18 protein-coding genes are annotated in these 16120 nt (G+C 71.5%); 12 read left to right on the forward strand and 6 right to left on the reverse strand.

Going from position 1 to position 16120, the window contains the following annotated elements; translation table 11 throughout:
- The first annotated feature begins 81 nt into the window (after positions 1–81).
- The 3 genes from DCW30_RS29790 to DCW30_RS29800 are packed head-to-tail and all read left to right on the forward strand — an operon-like array spanning position 82 to position 3159.
- Positions 82–1539: a menaquinone biosynthesis decarboxylase gene (locus tag DCW30_RS29790; RefSeq protein ID WP_076685056.1), complete on the forward strand. Its 1458-nt coding sequence runs from the start codon at positions 82–84 to the stop codon at positions 1537–1539.
- On the forward strand, positions 1536–2438 hold the full coding sequence (mqnP, locus tag DCW30_RS29795) for a menaquinone biosynthesis prenyltransferase MqnP (RefSeq protein ID WP_076685055.1): 903 nt from the start codon (positions 1536–1538) through the stop codon (positions 2436–2438). Before DCW30_RS29790 ends, mqnP begins: the two co-directional genes overlap by 4 nt.
- Positions 2439–2463: 25 nt before the next feature.
- Positions 2464–3159, forward strand: coding sequence for a UbiX family flavin prenyltransferase (locus tag DCW30_RS29800; protein ID WP_076685054.1), 696 nt, complete (start codon positions 2464–2466; stop codon positions 3157–3159).
- Here the strand turns inward: DCW30_RS29800 and DCW30_RS37980 are convergent.
- Entirely contained in the window at positions 3156–3281 is a 126-nt protein-coding gene (locus DCW30_RS37980) for a hypothetical protein (RefSeq protein ID WP_257788633.1), read from the reverse strand. The genes DCW30_RS29800 and DCW30_RS37980 overlap by 4 nt on opposite strands.
- 146 nt (positions 3282–3427) lie before the next feature.
- Between DCW30_RS37980 and DCW30_RS29805 the strand changes: the two genes are divergently transcribed.
- The 7 genes from DCW30_RS29805 to DCW30_RS29835 all read left to right on the forward strand — a co-directional run bounded on the left by DCW30_RS29805 (position 3428) and on the right by DCW30_RS29835 (position 10427).
- On the forward strand, positions 3428–3883 hold the full coding sequence (locus DCW30_RS29805; RefSeq protein ID WP_030791839.1) for an Lrp/AsnC family transcriptional regulator: 456 nt from the start codon (positions 3428–3430) through the stop codon (positions 3881–3883).
- A gap of 96 nt (positions 3884–3979) precedes the next feature.
- On the forward strand, positions 3980–5143 hold the full coding sequence (mqnE, locus tag DCW30_RS29810; RefSeq protein WP_062774967.1) for an aminofutalosine synthase MqnE: 1164 nt from the start codon (positions 3980–3982) through the stop codon (positions 5141–5143).
- A gap of 7 nt (positions 5144–5150) precedes the next feature.
- Entirely contained in the window at positions 5151–5675 is a 525-nt protein-coding gene (locus tag DCW30_RS29815; protein WP_076685053.1) for a GNAT family N-acetyltransferase, read from the forward strand.
- 110 nt (positions 5676–5785) lie between these two features.
- The gene (locus DCW30_RS29820) at positions 5786–6112 is read left to right on the forward strand and encodes a DUF4229 domain-containing protein (RefSeq protein ID WP_076685052.1); all 327 of its coding nucleotides are present in this window, start codon (positions 5786–5788) and stop codon (positions 6110–6112) included.
- A 392-nt stretch (positions 6113–6504) separates the two neighbouring features.
- On the forward strand, positions 6505–7896 hold the full coding sequence (locus DCW30_RS29825) for a dicarboxylate/amino acid:cation symporter (protein ID WP_062774975.1): 1392 nt from the start codon (positions 6505–6507) through the stop codon (positions 7894–7896).
- Between the two features lie 202 nt (positions 7897–8098).
- Positions 8099–8728, forward strand: coding sequence for a TetR/AcrR family transcriptional regulator (locus DCW30_RS29830; protein WP_076688991.1), 630 nt, complete (start codon positions 8099–8101; stop codon positions 8726–8728).
- Positions 8729–8843: 115 nt separating this feature from the next.
- Entirely contained in the window at positions 8844–10427 is a 1584-nt protein-coding gene (locus DCW30_RS29835; protein ID WP_237283394.1) for an alpha/beta hydrolase, read from the forward strand.
- 18 nt (positions 10428–10445) lie between these two features.
- Here DCW30_RS29835 and DCW30_RS29840 read toward each other — a convergent pair whose 3' ends face one another.
- Positions 10446–11312, reverse strand: coding sequence for a helix-turn-helix transcriptional regulator (locus DCW30_RS29840; protein ID WP_076685050.1), 867 nt, complete (start codon positions 11310–11312; stop codon positions 10446–10448).
- A gap of 308 nt (positions 11313–11620) precedes the next feature.
- Between DCW30_RS29840 and DCW30_RS29845 the strand changes: the two genes are divergently transcribed.
- The gene (locus tag DCW30_RS29845) at positions 11621–13033 is read left to right on the forward strand and encodes an MFS transporter (RefSeq protein ID WP_079250037.1); all 1413 of its coding nucleotides are present in this window, start codon (positions 11621–11623) and stop codon (positions 13031–13033) included.
- Positions 13034–13141: 108 nt separating this feature from the next.
- Here DCW30_RS29845 and DCW30_RS29850 read toward each other — a convergent pair whose 3' ends face one another.
- Both DCW30_RS29850 and DCW30_RS29855 read right to left on the reverse strand, forming a co-directional pair.
- Entirely contained in the window at positions 13142–13444 is a 303-nt protein-coding gene (locus DCW30_RS29850; RefSeq protein WP_076685049.1) for a DUF397 domain-containing protein, read from the reverse strand.
- Positions 13441–14307, reverse strand: coding sequence for a helix-turn-helix domain-containing protein (locus DCW30_RS29855; RefSeq protein ID WP_076685048.1), 867 nt, complete (start codon positions 14305–14307; stop codon positions 13441–13443). The genes DCW30_RS29850 and DCW30_RS29855 overlap by 4 nt, the downstream gene beginning before the upstream one ends.
- Positions 14308–14433: 126 nt before the next feature.
- On the opposite strand from DCW30_RS29855, the gene DCW30_RS29860 reads away from it, so the two are divergent.
- Complete coding sequence (locus DCW30_RS29860) at positions 14434–14880, forward strand: ATP-binding protein (protein WP_076685047.1); 447 nt, start codon at positions 14434–14436, stop codon at positions 14878–14880.
- Here DCW30_RS29860 and DCW30_RS29865 read toward each other — a convergent pair.
- Both DCW30_RS29865 and DCW30_RS36910 read right to left on the reverse strand, forming a co-directional pair.
- A complete protein-coding gene (locus DCW30_RS29865; RefSeq protein ID WP_076685046.1) occupies positions 14873–15844 on the reverse strand; it encodes a molybdopterin-dependent oxidoreductase in 972 nt (323 codons plus the stop codon). The genes DCW30_RS29860 and DCW30_RS29865 overlap by 8 nt on opposite strands.
- Positions 15841–15984 carry a hypothetical protein gene (locus DCW30_RS36910; protein ID WP_162933567.1) on the reverse strand — a complete coding sequence of 48 codons (144 nt, stop codon included), beginning with the start codon at positions 15982–15984 and terminating at the stop codon, positions 15841–15843. The genes DCW30_RS29865 and DCW30_RS36910 overlap by 4 nt, the downstream gene beginning before the upstream one ends.
- Between the last annotated feature and the right edge of the window lie 136 nt (positions 15985–16120).

The raw sequence follows: 16120 nt of genomic DNA on the forward strand, positions 1-16120 counted from the left end.
ATCCCCCAAGGGTGGCGGCGGGGGGCGTGTGCGTGCCCCCGGTGACGGGGCCAGGGTAGCCGGTGCCGGATACTGGAATGCATGGCTTATGACGATCTTCGCTCCCTGCTCCGGGCGCTGGAGCGCGAGGGCGACCTCAAGCGCATCAAGGCCGAGGTCGACCCGTACCTGGAGGTCGGCGAGATCGTCGACCGGGTGCAGAAGTCCGGCGGCCCCGCGCTCCTCTTCGAGAACGTCAAGGGCTCGGCGATGCCCTTGGCGATGAACGTGTACGGGACGGACCGGCGCCTGCTCAAGGCGCTCGGCCTGAAGTCCTACGCCGAGATCAGCGAGAAGATCGGCGGCCTGCTCAAGCCGGAGCTGCCGCACGGCTTCGTCGGGGTGCGCGAGGCGTTCGGCAAGCTCGGCGCGATGACGCACGTGCCGCCGAAGAAGGTGAAGTCGGACCACGCGCCGGTGCAGGAAGTGGTCCTGACCGGCGACGACGTGGACCTGGAGAAGCTGCCCGCGCTGTTCACCTGGCCCGAGGACGGCGGCTCCTTCTTCAACCTGGGCCTGACCCACACCAAGGACCCCGACACCGGCGTCCGCAACCTCGGCCTGTACCGGCTCCAGCGCCACGACAAGCGCACCATCGGCATGCACTGGCAGATCCACAAGGACAGCCGCAACCACTACCAGGTGGCTGCCCGCAGGGGCGAGAAGCTGCCCGTGGCCATCGCGTTCGGCTGCCCGCCGGCCGTGACGTACGCCTCCACGGCGCCGCTGCCCGGTGACATGGACGAGTACATGCTGGCCGGGTTCATCCAGGGCAAGCGCGTGGAGATGGTCGACTGCAAGACCGTCCCGCTCCAGGTGCCCGCGCACGCCGAGGTCGTCATCGAGGGCTGGCTGGAGCCGGGCGAGATGCTGCCGGAGGGCCCCTTCGGCGACCACACCGGCTTCTACACGCCGCAGGAACCGTTCCCCGCACTGAGGATCGACTGCGTGACGATGCGGAGGCGTCCGCTGCTCCAGTCGATCGTGGTCGGCCGCCCGCCGACCGAGGACGGCCCGCTGGGCCGCGCCACCGAGCGCTTCTTCCTGCCGCTGCTCAAGGTGATCGTCCCGGACATCGTCGACTACCACCTGCCGGAGTCGGGCGGCTTCCACAACTGCGCGATCGTCTCGATCGACAAGAAGTACCCCAAGCACGCGCAGAAGGTCATGCACGCCATCTGGGGCGCGCACATGATGTCGCTGACGAAGCTCATCGTCGTCGTCGACAAGGACTGCGACGTCCACGATCTGCACGAGGTCTCCTGGCGGGCGCTCGGCAACACCGACTACGCCCGCGACCTCACCGTCGTCGAAGGCCCGGTCGACCACCTCGACCACGCCTCCTACCAGCAGTTCTGGGGCGGCAAGGCGGGCATCGACGCCACCCGCAAACTGCCCGAGGAGGGCTACACACGGGACGGGGGCTGGCCGGAGATGGTCGAGTCCGACCCGGAGACGGCGGCGAAGGTCGACCGCCGCTGGAAGGAGTACGGGCTGTGAGTTCCGCTTCAGCGGCCATCCCGCGCCCGGGACGCACCAAGGCGTTCCTGCGCCTGGTCATGATCGAGCACTCGGTCTTCGCGCTGCCCTTCGCCTACATCGCCGCGCTGACGGCGATGTTCCTGCTGGACGAGAACATCCACTGGGGGCGGCTGCTCCTGGTGACCGTCTGCATGGTGGGGCTGCGGACGTTCGCCATGGCGGCGAACCGCGTCATCGACCGCGAGATCGACGCGCGCAACCCGAGGACCGCCCACCGCGAGCTCGTCACGGGCGCGGTCTCGGTGAAGTCCGCGTGGACCGGCGCGCTGATCGCGCTCGTGGTGTTCCTCGGCGCGGCGGCCCTGCTCAACCCGCTGTGCCTGGCGCTCGCGCCGGTCGCGGTGATCCCGATGGTCGTCTACCCCTACGGCAAGCGGTTCACGAACTTCCCGCAGGCGATCCTCGGCATCGCGCAGGCCATGGGCCCGGTCGGCGCCTGGATCGCGGTCACCGGCGAGTGGTCGGGGCAGGCCGTGATCCTCGGCCTCGCGGTCGGCGTCTGGATCGGCGGCTTCGACCTGATCTACGCCTGCCAGGACGTGGAGACCGACCGCGAGGTCGGCGTGAAGTCGGTGCCCGCGCGCTTCGGCGTCCCGGCCGCCATCTGGGGCGCCCGCGGCTGCCACCTGGTGACCACGGCGCTGCTCGCCTGGTACGCGGCGTCCACCGGGGCGGGCGTGTTCTTCTGGCTCGGCCTCGCGGTCGTCGCGGGCGCCTTCGTCTACGAGCACACGATCGTCAGGCCGCACGACCTGACCCGGCTGAACCGTGCCTTCTTCCAGGTGAACGGTTTCATCGGAATCGCCCTGTTCGTCTGCGCGTTGCTCGATCTGCTCGTACGCGGGCTCACCGTCTGAACGGCCGCCGGATAGGCTTCACAGCGTGAATCCAGGAGATACGCAGCGTAGGCCTTGGATCGTGGGGGTGTCGGGCGCCTCGGGGACGCCGTACGCGGCGGCCGTGCTGCGCGCCCTGCTCGCGGCGGGCGAGAGCGTCGACCTCGTCGTGTCGCGGGCGTCGCGCCTGACGCTGCTCGACGAGACGGGCATCTCCTTCCGCGACGCGCACTGGCGGGATGACCTGCGGCAGTGGCTCGCGCGGGGGGCGGACGGCAAGCCGGACACGTTCGACGTGGCCGTGGACGACGTGCGGCACTGGCCCGCGGGCGATCTGGCGGCGGGCCCCTCGTCGGGGTCGTACCCGGCCAAGGGGATGCTGATCGTGCCGGCGTCCACGGCGTGCGTGGCCGGGGTGGCGCTCGGGCTCTCGAAGGACCTGCTGCAGCGGTCGGCGAGCGTGACGCTCAAGGAAGGCCGGCGGCTGGTGGTCTGCGTGCGCGAGACGCCGCTGAACGGGCAGACGCTGAAGCACATGGTGAGCCTGGACGAGGCGGGCGCGATCGTGCTGCCCGCCTCTCCGGCGTTCTACGCGGGGGCGACGCACATCCAGGACCTGGTGGACTTCGTCGCCGGGCGGACGCTGGACGCGGCGGGAGTGCCGCACAGCCTGTACCGCCGTTGGGAGGGAGAGCTCGGCTCCGGCCATTCCGGAGGCGGCTCGGGCTCCCGGGGGGTCTAGCGCTTCTTGGCGGCGCGCTTCTTGCGGCCGTCCTTGGGCGCGGCGATCTGGTGGGCACGCGAGCGGTTGGCCAGGTCCTGAAGCTCGCGCATACGGGCGTAGGCCATCTCGATCGAGTACACGGGGTGACTCACTCCTGAGTGATCGTTTGAAGGATCGTTGCTGATCGGCTGAAGTTGAGAAAGATTTACAGGGACTAGACCCTGTTGCGCCTTAGATTCTACACATAGACTCGCGGTATCGCTGAATAATGAAAGGCATCGCACCTATGGACGCCGTCGACAGGCAGCTCATCCAGGCCCTGCGGGAGAACGGCCGCGCCTCGTACGCCGAACTCGGGCGGCTCGTGGGCCTCTCCGGGCCCAGCGTCACGGACCGGATCAACCGCCTCGAAGCGGCCGGTGTCATCACCGGCTACCGCGCGACCGTCGACTCCGCCTCCCTCGGTCTCGGCGTCATCGCCCTCATCGGCATCTCGCTCTCCGACGCCGCCGACCACGAGGACGTGGCCCGCCGCCTGAAGGACCTGCACGAGATCGAGGACTGCTGGTTCATCGCGGGCGACGACTCGTACATGCTCAAGGTCAGGGCCAGCGACGTGGACGGCCTGGAGAAGACGATCCGCAGGCTCAGCGGCACCCGCGGGGTCTCCCGCACGCGGACCACGATCGTGCTCTCCACCAAGTGGGAGAACCGGGTCGGAGAGCTGCCCGAGGAGGAGTGAGGCGGGCGGAGTACGGTGGGCGGGAGTTTGCGGCGGGTCGCGGATCGATCCGCCGCAGGTCTGACGTAGGTCGCTGGGAGAGGTAAGGGCGAGGGCATGGACGCAGGTCTCAAGCGCGATCTTGAGCAGAAGGTCCGGGACGGTGAGCGGCTGACCCGCGAGGACGGCATCGCCCTCTACGAGTCGGACGACCTCGCCTGGCTCGGCGGCCTCGCCCACGAGGTGCGCACGCGCAAGAACGGCGACGTCGTGCACTTCAACGTCAACCGCCACCTCAACATGACCAACGTGTGCACCGCCTCGTGCGCCTACTGCTCCTTCCAGCGCAAGCCGGGCGAGAAGGACGCGTACACGATGCGCATCGAGGAGGCCGTCCGCCTCGCCAAGGCGATGGAGGGCGAGAACCTCACCGAGCTGCACATCGTCAACGGCCTGCACCCCAACCTGCCTTGGCGGTACTACCCGCGTTCGCTGAGCGAGCTGAAGAAGGCCCTCCCGAACGTCTCCCTGAAGGCCTTCACGGCCACCGAGATCCACCACTTCGAGACGATCTCCGGGATGTCGGCCTCCGACATCCTGGACGAGCTGATCGAGGCGGGCCTGGAGTCGCTGACCGGCGGCGGCGCGGAGATCTTCGACTGGGAGGTGCGGCAGCACATCGTCGACCACCGCACCCACTGGGAGGACTGGTCGCGCATCCACCGCCTCGCGCACGAGAAGGGTCTGAAGACCCCGTGCACGATGCTGTACGGCCACATCGAGGAGCGCCGCCACCGCGTCGACCACGTCCTGCGCCTGCGTGAGCTGCAGGACGAGACCGGCGGCTTCCAGGTCTTCATCCCGCTGCGCTACCAGCACGACTTCGTGGACATGAAGGACGGCAAGGTCAGGAACCGCCTCCAGGCGCGCACCACCATGGCCTCCGGCGCCGAGGCCCTGAAGACCTTCGCGGTCTCCCGGCTGCTCTTCGACAACGTCCCGCACGTCAAGGTCTTCTGGGTCATGCACGGCCTCCAGACCACGCAGCTCGCCCTCCAGCACGGCGCCGACGACATGGACGGCTCGGTCGTCGAGTACAAGATCACGCACGACGCCGACAACTTCGGCACCCCGAACAAGCTGACCCGCGAGGACCTCCTCGACCTGATCCGCGAGGCCGGCTTCCGGCCGGTCGAGCGCAACACGCGCTACGAGGCGATCCGCGAGTACGAGGGCCCCGACCCGCTGCTGCGCGAGTCCCCGCAGGCCATGCGGGTCTGAGGTCCGTATGCCGCTCACGTTCCACCTCGACCCGCCGGTCGGCCCCGACCTGCGCGACGGCGTCCTCACCCTGTGGACGGACGTCACCAACGCGGGAGGGGCCGTCGGCTTCGTGCCGCCCGCCACGGCCGAGCAGATACGCCCCGAGTTCGTCAGGCACCTCGTCGCCATGGCCGAGGGCCGGGCGCGGCTGCTCGTGGGGTACGACGAGGAGGGCGCCGTCGCCGCGACGGCCTTCCTCACCCACAACACCCACCGCCTCATGCGGCACTGGATCTGGCTCTACACCGTCATGGTCCACCCCCGCCACCAGGGCAAGGGCTACGGCCGCGACCTCCTGGCCGCCGCGGAGGACGCGGCCCGCTCCCTGGAGGGCGTGGAGGCGGTGCGGCTCACCTGCCGCGGCGGCACCGGCCTGGAGAACTTCTACGCCTCCTGCGGCTACAAGGAGGTCGGCCGGGTGCCCGACGCCATCCGCCTCGCGCCGGACGACGACCGCGAGGACATCATGATGGTGCTGCCGCTGCGGTAGCGGCCCGCGCCGCCGGGGCCCGCCCCCCTTGCCGGGCGGCGAGCCGCCCGTGTTTCACTGGGAGGGCTCGTCCAGCTCGGGCCCATTTCGGAACGGAAGAGTGGATTGACATGCTCCGCTACACGCTGATGCGCCTCGGGATCTTCGTGGGCTGCTTCCTGGTCGTCTGGGGCCTCGTCTACGCCGAAATCCTGCCGCGCGGCCTCGGCGACTCCAACCTGCTCTGGGTGCTGCTGCTCGCGCTCGTCATCTCGGCGCCCATCAGCTTCGTGGTCCTGCGCAAGGAGCGCGACCGCGCCTCGGAGACCGTGGTGGCGCGCGTGGAGCGCACCAAGGCCAACCTGGAGGCGAACCGCACCCAGGAGGACGTCGCGGACGACCTGGCGCGCGCGAAGGCCGACTCGCGGGGCGGCCGGACGCAGGCGCAGGGCTCGTAAGCTTCGTCACACACGTCGCCGGGACCCCGGCTCCGGAGCAGCTCGCTCCGGGGCCGGGGTCCCGTGCGTTCCGGCCGGATCGCGGCGGCGGGCGGGGAGTGGGCCGGGGGCCGGACGCTGCGGGCCGGGGACCGGAAGCACCGCTTCCCTCAAACAAGGCCTTTGATGTTCTCAAAGTACGAGTGTTAACGTATTGGCCATGAAGACAGCAGCAGCGCACCGCCACGCCATGAGCGTCCCGCTCGTGGCGCGCCTGCATGTCGACCTCTGCCGCTGCATGTCCGCGGCCTGTCACGTCTGAATGTGACCCGCTGCAGCGACGCCGCTGACCCTTCGCGGTCGCCGCTCCCGTACGTCCCCCACCCCCTGACTTACCTCACCGGAGTGTGTCCGTGTCCGCGAATTCCGCGACGCCCGCCGACCAGGCGAGCGGCCCCGAGAAGCCCGACCCCGGCTTCCGGATACCCAAGTTCCTCAAGGTTCCCTTCTGGGCGCAGATCCTCGGCGGTCTCGTCCTCGGCGTCCTGCTCGGCTGGCTCGCCCGCAGCCAGGACATCTCCTGGCTCGTCACCACCCTCTCCAAGGTCGGCGACACCTTCATCGGCCTGCTGAAGCTCGCGGTCGCCCCGCTCGTCTTCTTCGCGATCCTGGTGTCCATCACCAACCTGCGGAAGGTCAACAACGCGGCGCGCCTGGCCACCCGCACCTTGCTGTGGTTCATGGTCACGTCGCTGATCGCGGTCGCCATCGGCCTCGCCATCGGCCTGCTCACCAACCCCGGCTCCGGCACCGGCCTCACCCCGAAGGACGGCAAGGCCCCCGACCACGCGGGCTCCTGGATCGACTTCCTCACCGGGATCATCCCGACGGACGTCATCACGCCCTTCACCGAGCTGAACGTCCTCCAGATCGTCTTCATGGCCGCCGTCGCCGGTATCGCCGTACTGAAGATCGGTGACAAGGCGCAGCCCATCCTGGAGCTCTCCGAGTCCGTCCTCGCGCTGCTCCAGAAGGCCCTGTGGTGGGTCATCAAGCTGTCCCCGATCGGCACCGTCGGCCTCATCGGCTTCGCCATCGCGGACTACGGCTGGAACCTCATCAGCAAGTACGCGACGTTCACCGCCGACATCTACATCGGCTGCGCCCTGGTGATGTTCGGCGTCTACCCGCTGCTGCTCGCCACCGTCGCCAAGGTCAACCCGCTCCAGTTCTTCAAGGGCGCCTGGCCCGCGATCCAGCTCGCGTTCGTCTCGCGCTCCTCGGTCGGCACGATGCCGGTCACCCAGAAGGTCACCGAGCGGCTCGGCGTGCCGAAGGAGTACACCTCCTTCGCGGTGCCCTTCGGCGCCACCACCAAGATGGACGGCTGCGCCGCGATCTACCCGTCGATCGCCGCGATCTTCGTCGCGCAGATCTTCGACGTGAACCTGGGCGTCAAGGAGTACCTGCTCATCGCCTTCGTGTCGGTCGTCGGCTCCGCCGCCACGGCCGGTCTGACCGGCGCCACGGTCATGCTGACGCTGACCCTGTCCACGCTGGGCCTGCCCATGGAGGGCGTCGGCCTGCTGCTCGCCATCGACCCGGTCCTGGACATGATGCGCACCGCCACGAACGTGGCCGGCCAGGCGCTGGTTCCCGTGATCGTCGCCGCCCGCGAGAAGATCCTCGACCGCGAGGCCTACGAGCACGCGTCGGCGTCGCCGCTGGACGACTTCGACGAGCCGGCTCCGGCGCCGCAGCCGCGTGACGCCCAGGCGTCGCGCCCGGTGCCCGCGGGCGTGTAACGACCCCCGCCCCTCGGCCCCGCTCCGGAAAGCCCACCGAGGCTTCCGGGGCGGGGCTTCGTCGTGGGGCTCGCCCCGGGCTAGTTCTGGCCAGAGCATTGCCGAGGGTGATCGAGGGGTGGCCTCCGTTGACCGTACGCTGATCCCGGACGGACAGCGTGGGAAGGCGGGGCGGGTGGGCGAGAAGCAGCGGCAGAAACGGATGCCGCGGGCCGTGCGCGAGCAGCAGATGCTGGACGCGGCGGTGCGGATCTTCGGGCAGCGGGGGTTCCGGGCCGCGTCCATGGACGAGATCGCGGAGCTGGCCGGGGTGTCAAAGCCGCTGGTGTACCTCTATCTGCACTCCAAGGACGACCTGTTCACCGCCTGCATCCGGCGGGAGGCCGCCGCGCTCGTCGAGGCCGTGCGGAACGGGGTGGAGGCCGCCGCGGGGGAGAGCGCCGACCGGCAGCTCTGGTCGGGGCTGCGGGCGTTCTTCACGCACACCGCCGAGCGGCCCGACGGGTGGGCGGTGCTGCACAGCCAGGCGCGCACCCAGGGGGAGCCGTTCGCCGCCGAGGTCGCCGCGATGCGGGAGGAGGTCCTCGCCTACGTGACGGCGCTGATCGCCGAGGCGGCGCGGGAGGCCCACGGGGACCCCTCGCTGCCGGCCCGCGAGGTGGCGGGGCTCGCGCAGGCCCTCGTGGGCGCGGCGGAGTCCCTGGCGGGGTGGGCCAACACGGATACGTCGGTGTCGGCGCGGGAGGCTGCGGCGACACTCATGAACTTCGCGTGGGCGGGCCTCGGGTCGCTCATGGAGGGACGCCGCTGGGCGGCCCACGTCCCCGGCTGAGACCGCAGCCGGCCGCGCCGGAGGGTGGTCGGCGTGTGCGCACCGTCACCGCCGGGCGGGCGAGCTTCCCGGCGGGCGCTTAGGGTGAGTGAGGGGCACACCCAGGGAGGTTGCCGTGCGCGGAGCTTGTGCACTCGCCGGCGTCACCGTACTGGCCGTGGTGGGAGCGGGAGCTCCGTGGCCGACCTCGGCCGCCGCTGCCGGGGACGGGCGGCCCGACCTGTCGCGGTTCTACACGCAGAAGATCAAGTGGGCCGCCTGCGAGGGCGACACCGAAGCCATGGCGGACGCCACCGGTGACGCCAAGGACATCCGGTGCGGGGACGTCAAGGTGCCCATCGACTACGCCGACCCGGCGGCCGGGACCGTCGACGTCGCGATGATCCGCATGAAGTCCAGTTCGGCGGGGAAGCCCAGAGGCTCCCTGCTGCTGAACTTCGGCGGACCCGGCGGGCCCGGTGTCTCCGCACTCGCCGGATCGCAGAAGGACTTCTCCTTCCTCAGCAAGGAGTACGACGTCGTCTCCTTCGACCCGCGGGGCGTGGGCGAGAGCGCCCCCGTGACCTGCGGTGACGCCGACGCGGGCACCGAAGTCCTGGAGAGCGGGGGCACGGACGGCGCCGAGGACCCCGCGGCCGTGCTCAAGAGGCTGCGCGAGGCCGCCGCCGAGTGCGCGAAGAAGTCGGGGCCCGTCCTGCCGCACATGGGCACGGTCAACGTCTCGCGCGACCTCGACGTGATGCGGCAGGCCCTCGGCGACAAGAAGCTCAACTACCTCGGCTTCTCGTACGGGACGCGGCTCGGGGCCGTCTTCGCCGCCCAGTTCCCCGACAAGGTCGGCCGCATGGTGCTGGACGGCGTGGACACGCTGACCGAGCCGGTCGCCGAGCAGTCCCTCGCCACGGCGGAGGGCCGCCAGACCGCCCTCGACAACTTCCTGACCTGGTGCACAGGGAACCCCGGCTGCGTCTTCGGCACCGACGCGCGGGCCGCGCGCCAGGACATGCGGCAGATCATCGAGGACCTGGACGAGATGCCGCTCCAGGCCATGGACGGCGGGCAGTTCAGCGGCCAGGACGTCGTCGGCGTGCTGGGCCAGGCCCTGTACAGCAGGCAGGCCTGGCCCGCCCTCTCCCAGGCCCTCGGCGCGCTGCTCGCGGACGGTGACCCCCGGGCGCTGCTGCGGATGAGCGGCGGACTCGGCGGGGCGGTGCGCGACGGCGGCTCGACGGCACGCGGGGAACCGGTGCCGATGGACAACGCGACCGCCGCGCTGATGGCCGTCAACTGCGCCGACGACCCGGACCGGCCGGACGCCGCGCGGATAGAGAAGGAGATCGGCCGGCTCAAGAAGGAGTTCGAGGAGGCCTCGCCCGTCTTCGGCCGGTCGATGCTGATGCCCGTCCTGCTCTGCTTCGGCCGCCCTCCCGGCACCGACTACATCCGCGAGTCGGTACGGGACGTCGACAGCCCCGAGCTGCTGCTCGTCGGCACGCGCGGCGACCCCGCGACGCCGTACCGCTGGACGGAGGAGACCGCCGAGCGGCTCGGCCCCAAGGCGATCGTCCTGGACAACAAGGGCGACGGCCACACCGGTTACCTGGGCTCCGAGTGCGTGCGCGACAAGGTCGACGGCTTCCTGCTGTACGGCGAGATGCCCCCCGACGGCAGCTCCTGCCCGCCCGACAAGGCGGAGTGAGCGGGCAGGGGGGACGGTCTACTCGGCGGGCGCCAGGCCGAGCATCGCCTTCTCGTCGGGGGTGTCCGGCTCGGCCTGGTAGACCACCATGCGCTGGCCGCCCGTCCGCGCCAGCGTCATCACCTCGTACGTGAGGGTCATCGCGCCCACCTTCGGGTGGTCGAAGGACTTGGTGCCGCCGCCGCGCTCGCACACGTCGTACCGCTCCCAGAGCGGGCCGAACTCCGGTGACTTGAGCAGCAGCTCGCCGACGAGGCTCATCAGCCGCGGGGAGTCGGGGTCCGTGCCGCCGACCGCCCGCAGATGCGCCACGGAGGTGGCGACCGTCGCCTCCCACGGCTGGTAGAGCACGCGGCCCACGGGGTGCAGGAAGAGGTAGCGGGTCAGGTTGCGCCGCTCGGCGGGCCAGTCCCACAGGCCGGGGAGCAGCGCCTTGCCGGGGGCGTTGGCGGCGAGCATGTACATGTGCCTGCTCACGACGTACGCGGGCAGCGGCGCCAGCGCCTGGAGCATCCGCAGGGTGGAGGCGCGGACCGTGTCGTCGGCGGTGGGGTGCGGTTCCGTGAGGCGTCCTGACGCCAACTCGGCCAGTTCACGCAGGCGTTCGTGCGCGTCGCCGCCCAGCCGCAGGGCGCGGGCCAGGGCGTCGATGACGGCGGGGGAGGGGTTCGTCTCGCGGCCCCGCTCCAGGCGGGTGTAGTAGTCGACGCTCACTCCGGCGAGGGTGGCCAGCTCCTCGCGGCGCAGCCCCGGCGTACGGCGCAGCCCCGTCCCCGCGGGCAGCCCCGCCTCGGCGGGGGTGACGCGGGCCCTGCGGGCGCGGAGGTATCTGCCGAGTTCCGTGCCGGTGGGCGGGGCCGCGGTGGTCGCCGTGCTGTCCTTCATCGCTCCATTGTTCCCCTCGGCGCGCGCACGTGGGGGGCCGTGTCAGGGCCTGGAACGTCCCGCCCTGCCGCCGCGGGCCGCCCCGGCGCACAGTGAGAGGTGTCGCGGGCGGCCCGGCCGCCGTGGCCCAGGGGGTGCGCCGTCACCGGACCGCGGCCACCGGGGGCCCGCCGCCCGCGCGTGCCCACCACCACCAATGCCGCCATCGCTGCCGCCCGCGCCCGGCCATCCGGGGCCGCCCGCCAACGACTGCCCGCCCCCGAGCACTTGGGAGAACCGTGTCCGCGCCCACGCCCGCACCCGTACCCATGCCCGCACCCGTGTCCGCACCCGCGCCCGTACCGGTGTCCGTCACCCCCACGCCCACGCCCGCTCCGGCCCCCGCCTCCCCCGTCGCGCTCCTGGCGGCGCTGCTCGGCTTCAGCGTCATCACGATCGACGTCACCGCCGTGAACATCGCCCTGCCCGACATCAGCGCCTCCCTGCGCGGCGGCATGGCCGGGCTCCAGTGGGTCGTGGACGCGTACACGCTGATGTTCGCCGCGCTGATGCTCTCCGCGGGGGCGCTCGCCGACCGGGCGGGGGCGCGGCGCGCTTACGCCTGGGGTGTCGGCCTCTTCACCGCCGCCTCGCTGGCCTGCGCCCTCGCGCCCGGCATCGGGGCGCTGATCGCCGCCCGCGTCGCGCAGGGCGGGGCAGCCGCCATCGTGATGCCCGCCTCGCTCGCCCTGATCCGGCAGGCCTACGACGATCCGCGCCGCAGGGCACGGGCCATCGCGCTCTGGACGGTGGGCGGCTCGGTGGCCGTCGCCGTCGGCCCCGTGCTCGGCGGCGTGCTGACCGAAGCCGCGGGCTGGCGGGCCGTGTTCCTCCTCAACCTCCCCGTGGGCGCGGTGATCCTTGCCCTGCTCGCCCGCACCGCCCCCTCGCCCCGCCGCCCCGCGCCGCTGGACCTCGTGGGCCAGGCGACCGCCGTCCTCACCCTCACCGGCCTGGCCTTCGCCGTCATCGAAGGCGGCCACCTGGGCTGGACGAGCGTGCCCGTCCTGCTCTCCTCCGCCGTGGCCGCCGCCGCGGGGATCGCCTTCTACACCGCCGAGCGGCGGCACTCCGCGCCGCTGGTCCCGCTCGGGCTGCTGCGCCGGCGGGGCGTCGGCATCGCCCTGGCGGTCGGCTTCGCCGTGAACGCCGGCTTCTACGGCCTGACCTTCCTCCTCGGCCTCTACTACCAGCAGCTTCGCGGCATGTCGGGCGTCACGGCGGGCCTGATGTTCATCCCGCTGGCCGCGCTGATCACCGCCACGAACCTGGTCTCCCCCCGCGCCGCCGAACGCCTCGGCCGCCGCCGGGTCATCGTCATCGGCCAGGCGGTCCTGGCCCTCGCCCTCTTCGTCCTCGTCCCGCTGACGGCCACGACGCCGCTCTGGCTCGTCCTGCTCCTCCTGGTCCCGACCGGCCTCGGCGGCGCGTTCGCGGTCCCCGCGCTGACCGCCCAACTGATGGACGCGGTTCCCGCCGCCCGCGCGGGCACGGCCTCCGGCCTGCTCGCCGCGTGCCGCCAGACCGGCGGCGCGATGTCCGTCGCCCTCTTCGGCGCGCTCCTGGCGAGCGGCGCAGCCACCGGCTTCTCACTGCCGGGCATGCGTGCGGCCCTGGTGGCGGTCGGCCTCCTGCTCTGCGTGACGACGGCGCTGGCGGCGTGGCTGCTGCCGAGGGATTGAGCGGGCTGGGGGGGGGTGGTGGTGTGGGTGCAGGAAAGTCCCGCCGAAGCACCCGGTTTGGGCGCTTATGGGCGGGACTTTTGTGCAACCCCGGGCGCGAGCCAGGGGTCAGGCCGTCGCGTGGGCGAGGAAGTGGGACCAGGGGGCGGGGCTGATCGTGAGCGTCGGCCCGGCGGTGCGTTTGCTGTCGCGGATGTGGATGGCGTGCGGTGCGCGGGCCACCTCCACGCAGTTGCCCCCCTCGCCGTCGCTGTGGCTGGACTTCGTCCAGGGGTACGAGGCTTCGAGGCATTCGCCGCCGGCGCCGCCGCTGTGGCTGGACTTCCGCCAGGTGTAGGCGGCTTCGAGGCATTCGCCGCCCTCGCCGGTGCTGTAGCTGCTCTTGAACCAGTCGAGTTCGGAGTTGTTCATGGTTCTCCCAGCATCTTCTCGATCAGGGTCAGCGATTCGTGGGGTGTCAGAGCCTGCGCCCGGATAATCCCATAGCGCTCGCTGAAGATGCGGACTTCTTCCGGCCCTGTAATGAGCCGTGGGTGACCATAACTTTCCGTGTAGACCACCTGCTGCCGCCCCCGGGGCGTCATCAACGTGAACGTGCCGTCCAGGGCCGGGTGTTCCGGCCGATCCGTCGGCATTACCTGGATCTCGACGTTGCGCATACGCCCCGCAGTGAGCAACCGCCTTAGCTGTTGCTGTTGGACAGCCACGCCCCCCGTGGGGCGTTGGAGCACCGCCTCCTCCAGCACATAACTGAAGGTCGGCGCGGGCCATCGCTCGAAGACCTGCTGGCGAGCCAATCGGTCGGCGAGCCGCTTCTCGATCGTCGCCTCATCGAGCAAGGGGCGCCGCTGGATGAAAGTGGCCCGGGCGTACGCCTCGGTCTGGAGAAGCCCGTGCACCGCTTGGGCGCCATAGTTGTGCAGGGCGACGGCTTCTGCCTCTGCCCGCGCGTAGTCCCGGAACCAATCCGGATGCCGAGTCCGAGCCCTGGCCTGGGCCTCCCGTACGTCGTCCGCGGCAGCGGCCAGTACGCCCCGGGCGTCCAGGAGGGCGTCGACCCGAGTCAGGAAATCCGGCTGCGGCGTGCGCACCCCGCGCTCTATGGCCGAGATCAGCGCTTCCCCGCAGTGCGCCGCCTTGCCCAGCTCTCGCTGGCTCATGCCGGCGTGTTCGCGGAGCACCTTGATCTGTTTGCCCAGGGCGCTGAAGAGATGCGCCGTGCCGTCCGTCTGGGAAGGCCGCTCGGGCCGTTCCTCATGGTCGCTGCTGGCCATGCCGTACCGCCCTCGCGTGAGTCACGGGAGACACCTCATACAGCCGGACGGGCACACTCATACACAGGCCCGGCGTCGAGGCGCCGTACCTGGTCAGCGTAGAGCCAATCGACCACGCTCAGTCACATGAACCAGCAAATCTCCACCCCTGCCACGACGTTGACGGTCTTCCGGCAGTTGCTCAGTGCGACGCCGCGAGGTGCCAGGCTGGCCCGGCGGCTGGCGGTGTACCAGCTCGACGCCTGGGGATACCCGCACGGCAGCGACGTGTCCGAGGCGGCGGCGCACATCGTCGCCGAGCTGGCGGCGAACGCCGTGACGCACGGCCGGGTGCCGGGGCGGGACTTCGAGCTGCGGCTCATCAGGCGGGAGCCGGACACGCTCCGTGTCGAGGTGGCGGACGCGCGCGGCGGGCCCGAGCCGAGGGCGAAGCCCCTGGACCCCCAGGCGGAGTCGGGGCACGGGCTGCGGCTCGTGGAAGCCCTGGCCACGCGGTGGGGCGTGGCGGAGCGGGCGGTCAGCAAGACGGTCTGGGCCGAGGTGCGGACCGGCGGCCGGCCACCGGCTACGTGACGGTGAACGCCACTTCGTGGACCGAGTTGCGGGAGCCCGGCGGCGGCTGCACGCGGCCCGCGGCGTCCGTGGCCCGGGAGCGGACCGTGTGGGGGCCGGGGGTGAACCAGTGCCGCAGGGAGAAGCCCTGCCAGGCCGGGTCCGCGCCGAGGGTGTTGAGGCGGGCGGGCTCCCAGGGGCCGCCGTCCACGGAGAGGTCGACGCGGACGACTTCCGTGGTGCTCCAGGCGCGGCCCCGGACGGTGATGGTTCCGTAGGGCAGCTCGGCGTCCCGCTCGGGCGAGGTCAGCCTGCTGTTGACGTCGACCTCGCGCACCGGCTGCGGGGTGTCGTGACCCGGGAGCACGCGGTTGTAGAACCGGGTGGTGAACATGTGCTCGGGGCGCTCGTCGGTGAGGACGATCCTGGTCAGCCACTTGACGGAGTTCGTGCCGAACATGCGGGGGACCACCGCCCGCAGGGGGTGGCCGTGGCGGGCCGGCAGGGGCTCGCCGTTCAGGTGGTGGGCCAGGAACACGTCGCGGCGGGCGACGGTCAGGGGCAGGTCCTTCACGTACGAGACGCCGTCCTCGTCCGCGAAGGAGCCCGTGTCGGCCCCTTCGAGGACGACGTGCCGGGCCGTGGGCAGCGGTGCGGCGCGGTCCAGGAGGGCGGCGAGGGGGAAGCCGGTCCACTCGACGTTCGCCACCGCGCGGGTGGGGACGTCGGGGCGCAGCGGGCTGCCGAAGCACTCGTGCACGGCGGTGAGTTGGCCGGCGGGGTGCGCGAGGACCGCGGGGAGGTCGAGGCGCAGGGGGCGTTCGACCAGGCCCTCGACCGTCAGGGTCCAGGTGTCGGCGGACAGCCGAGGGATGCCCATGTGCGCGCGCACGAAGAGGTCGCCGGCCGGCGTGATGAAGTCGGGTCCCGGGGCCGGGTCGGCGTGGGAGGGGTCTTCCGGGGGAGGGACGAGGGAGGCGGTCATCGTTGGGCGGCTCCCGTGCCGGTGGGTTTCGGCTGTTCCGGGTCCCCTGCGCGGGGGTGCGGTGCCGTGTCGCTGGCCTTCAGGGCCAGGGCGAAGAGGACGAGCATGGCCAGGGTCAGGGCCGTGGGCGCGACGATCATGGTGAGAATCCCCCCGGTTCTCCGAACTGGTGGGCCCGTGCGGCGACTTCGCGTACCGGGCCCGCGTCCCTGCGATCTTAGGCGGGCGGGGCGGAACCGCCCACTTCTTTTGTGCGAGGTGCGTGTCGGCGCCCCG

Origin of the sequence: Streptomyces alfalfae, assembly GCF_004127445.1 — a bacterium.
Lineage (GTDB): Bacteria > Actinomycetota > Actinomycetes > Streptomycetales > Streptomycetaceae > Streptomyces > Streptomyces alfalfae.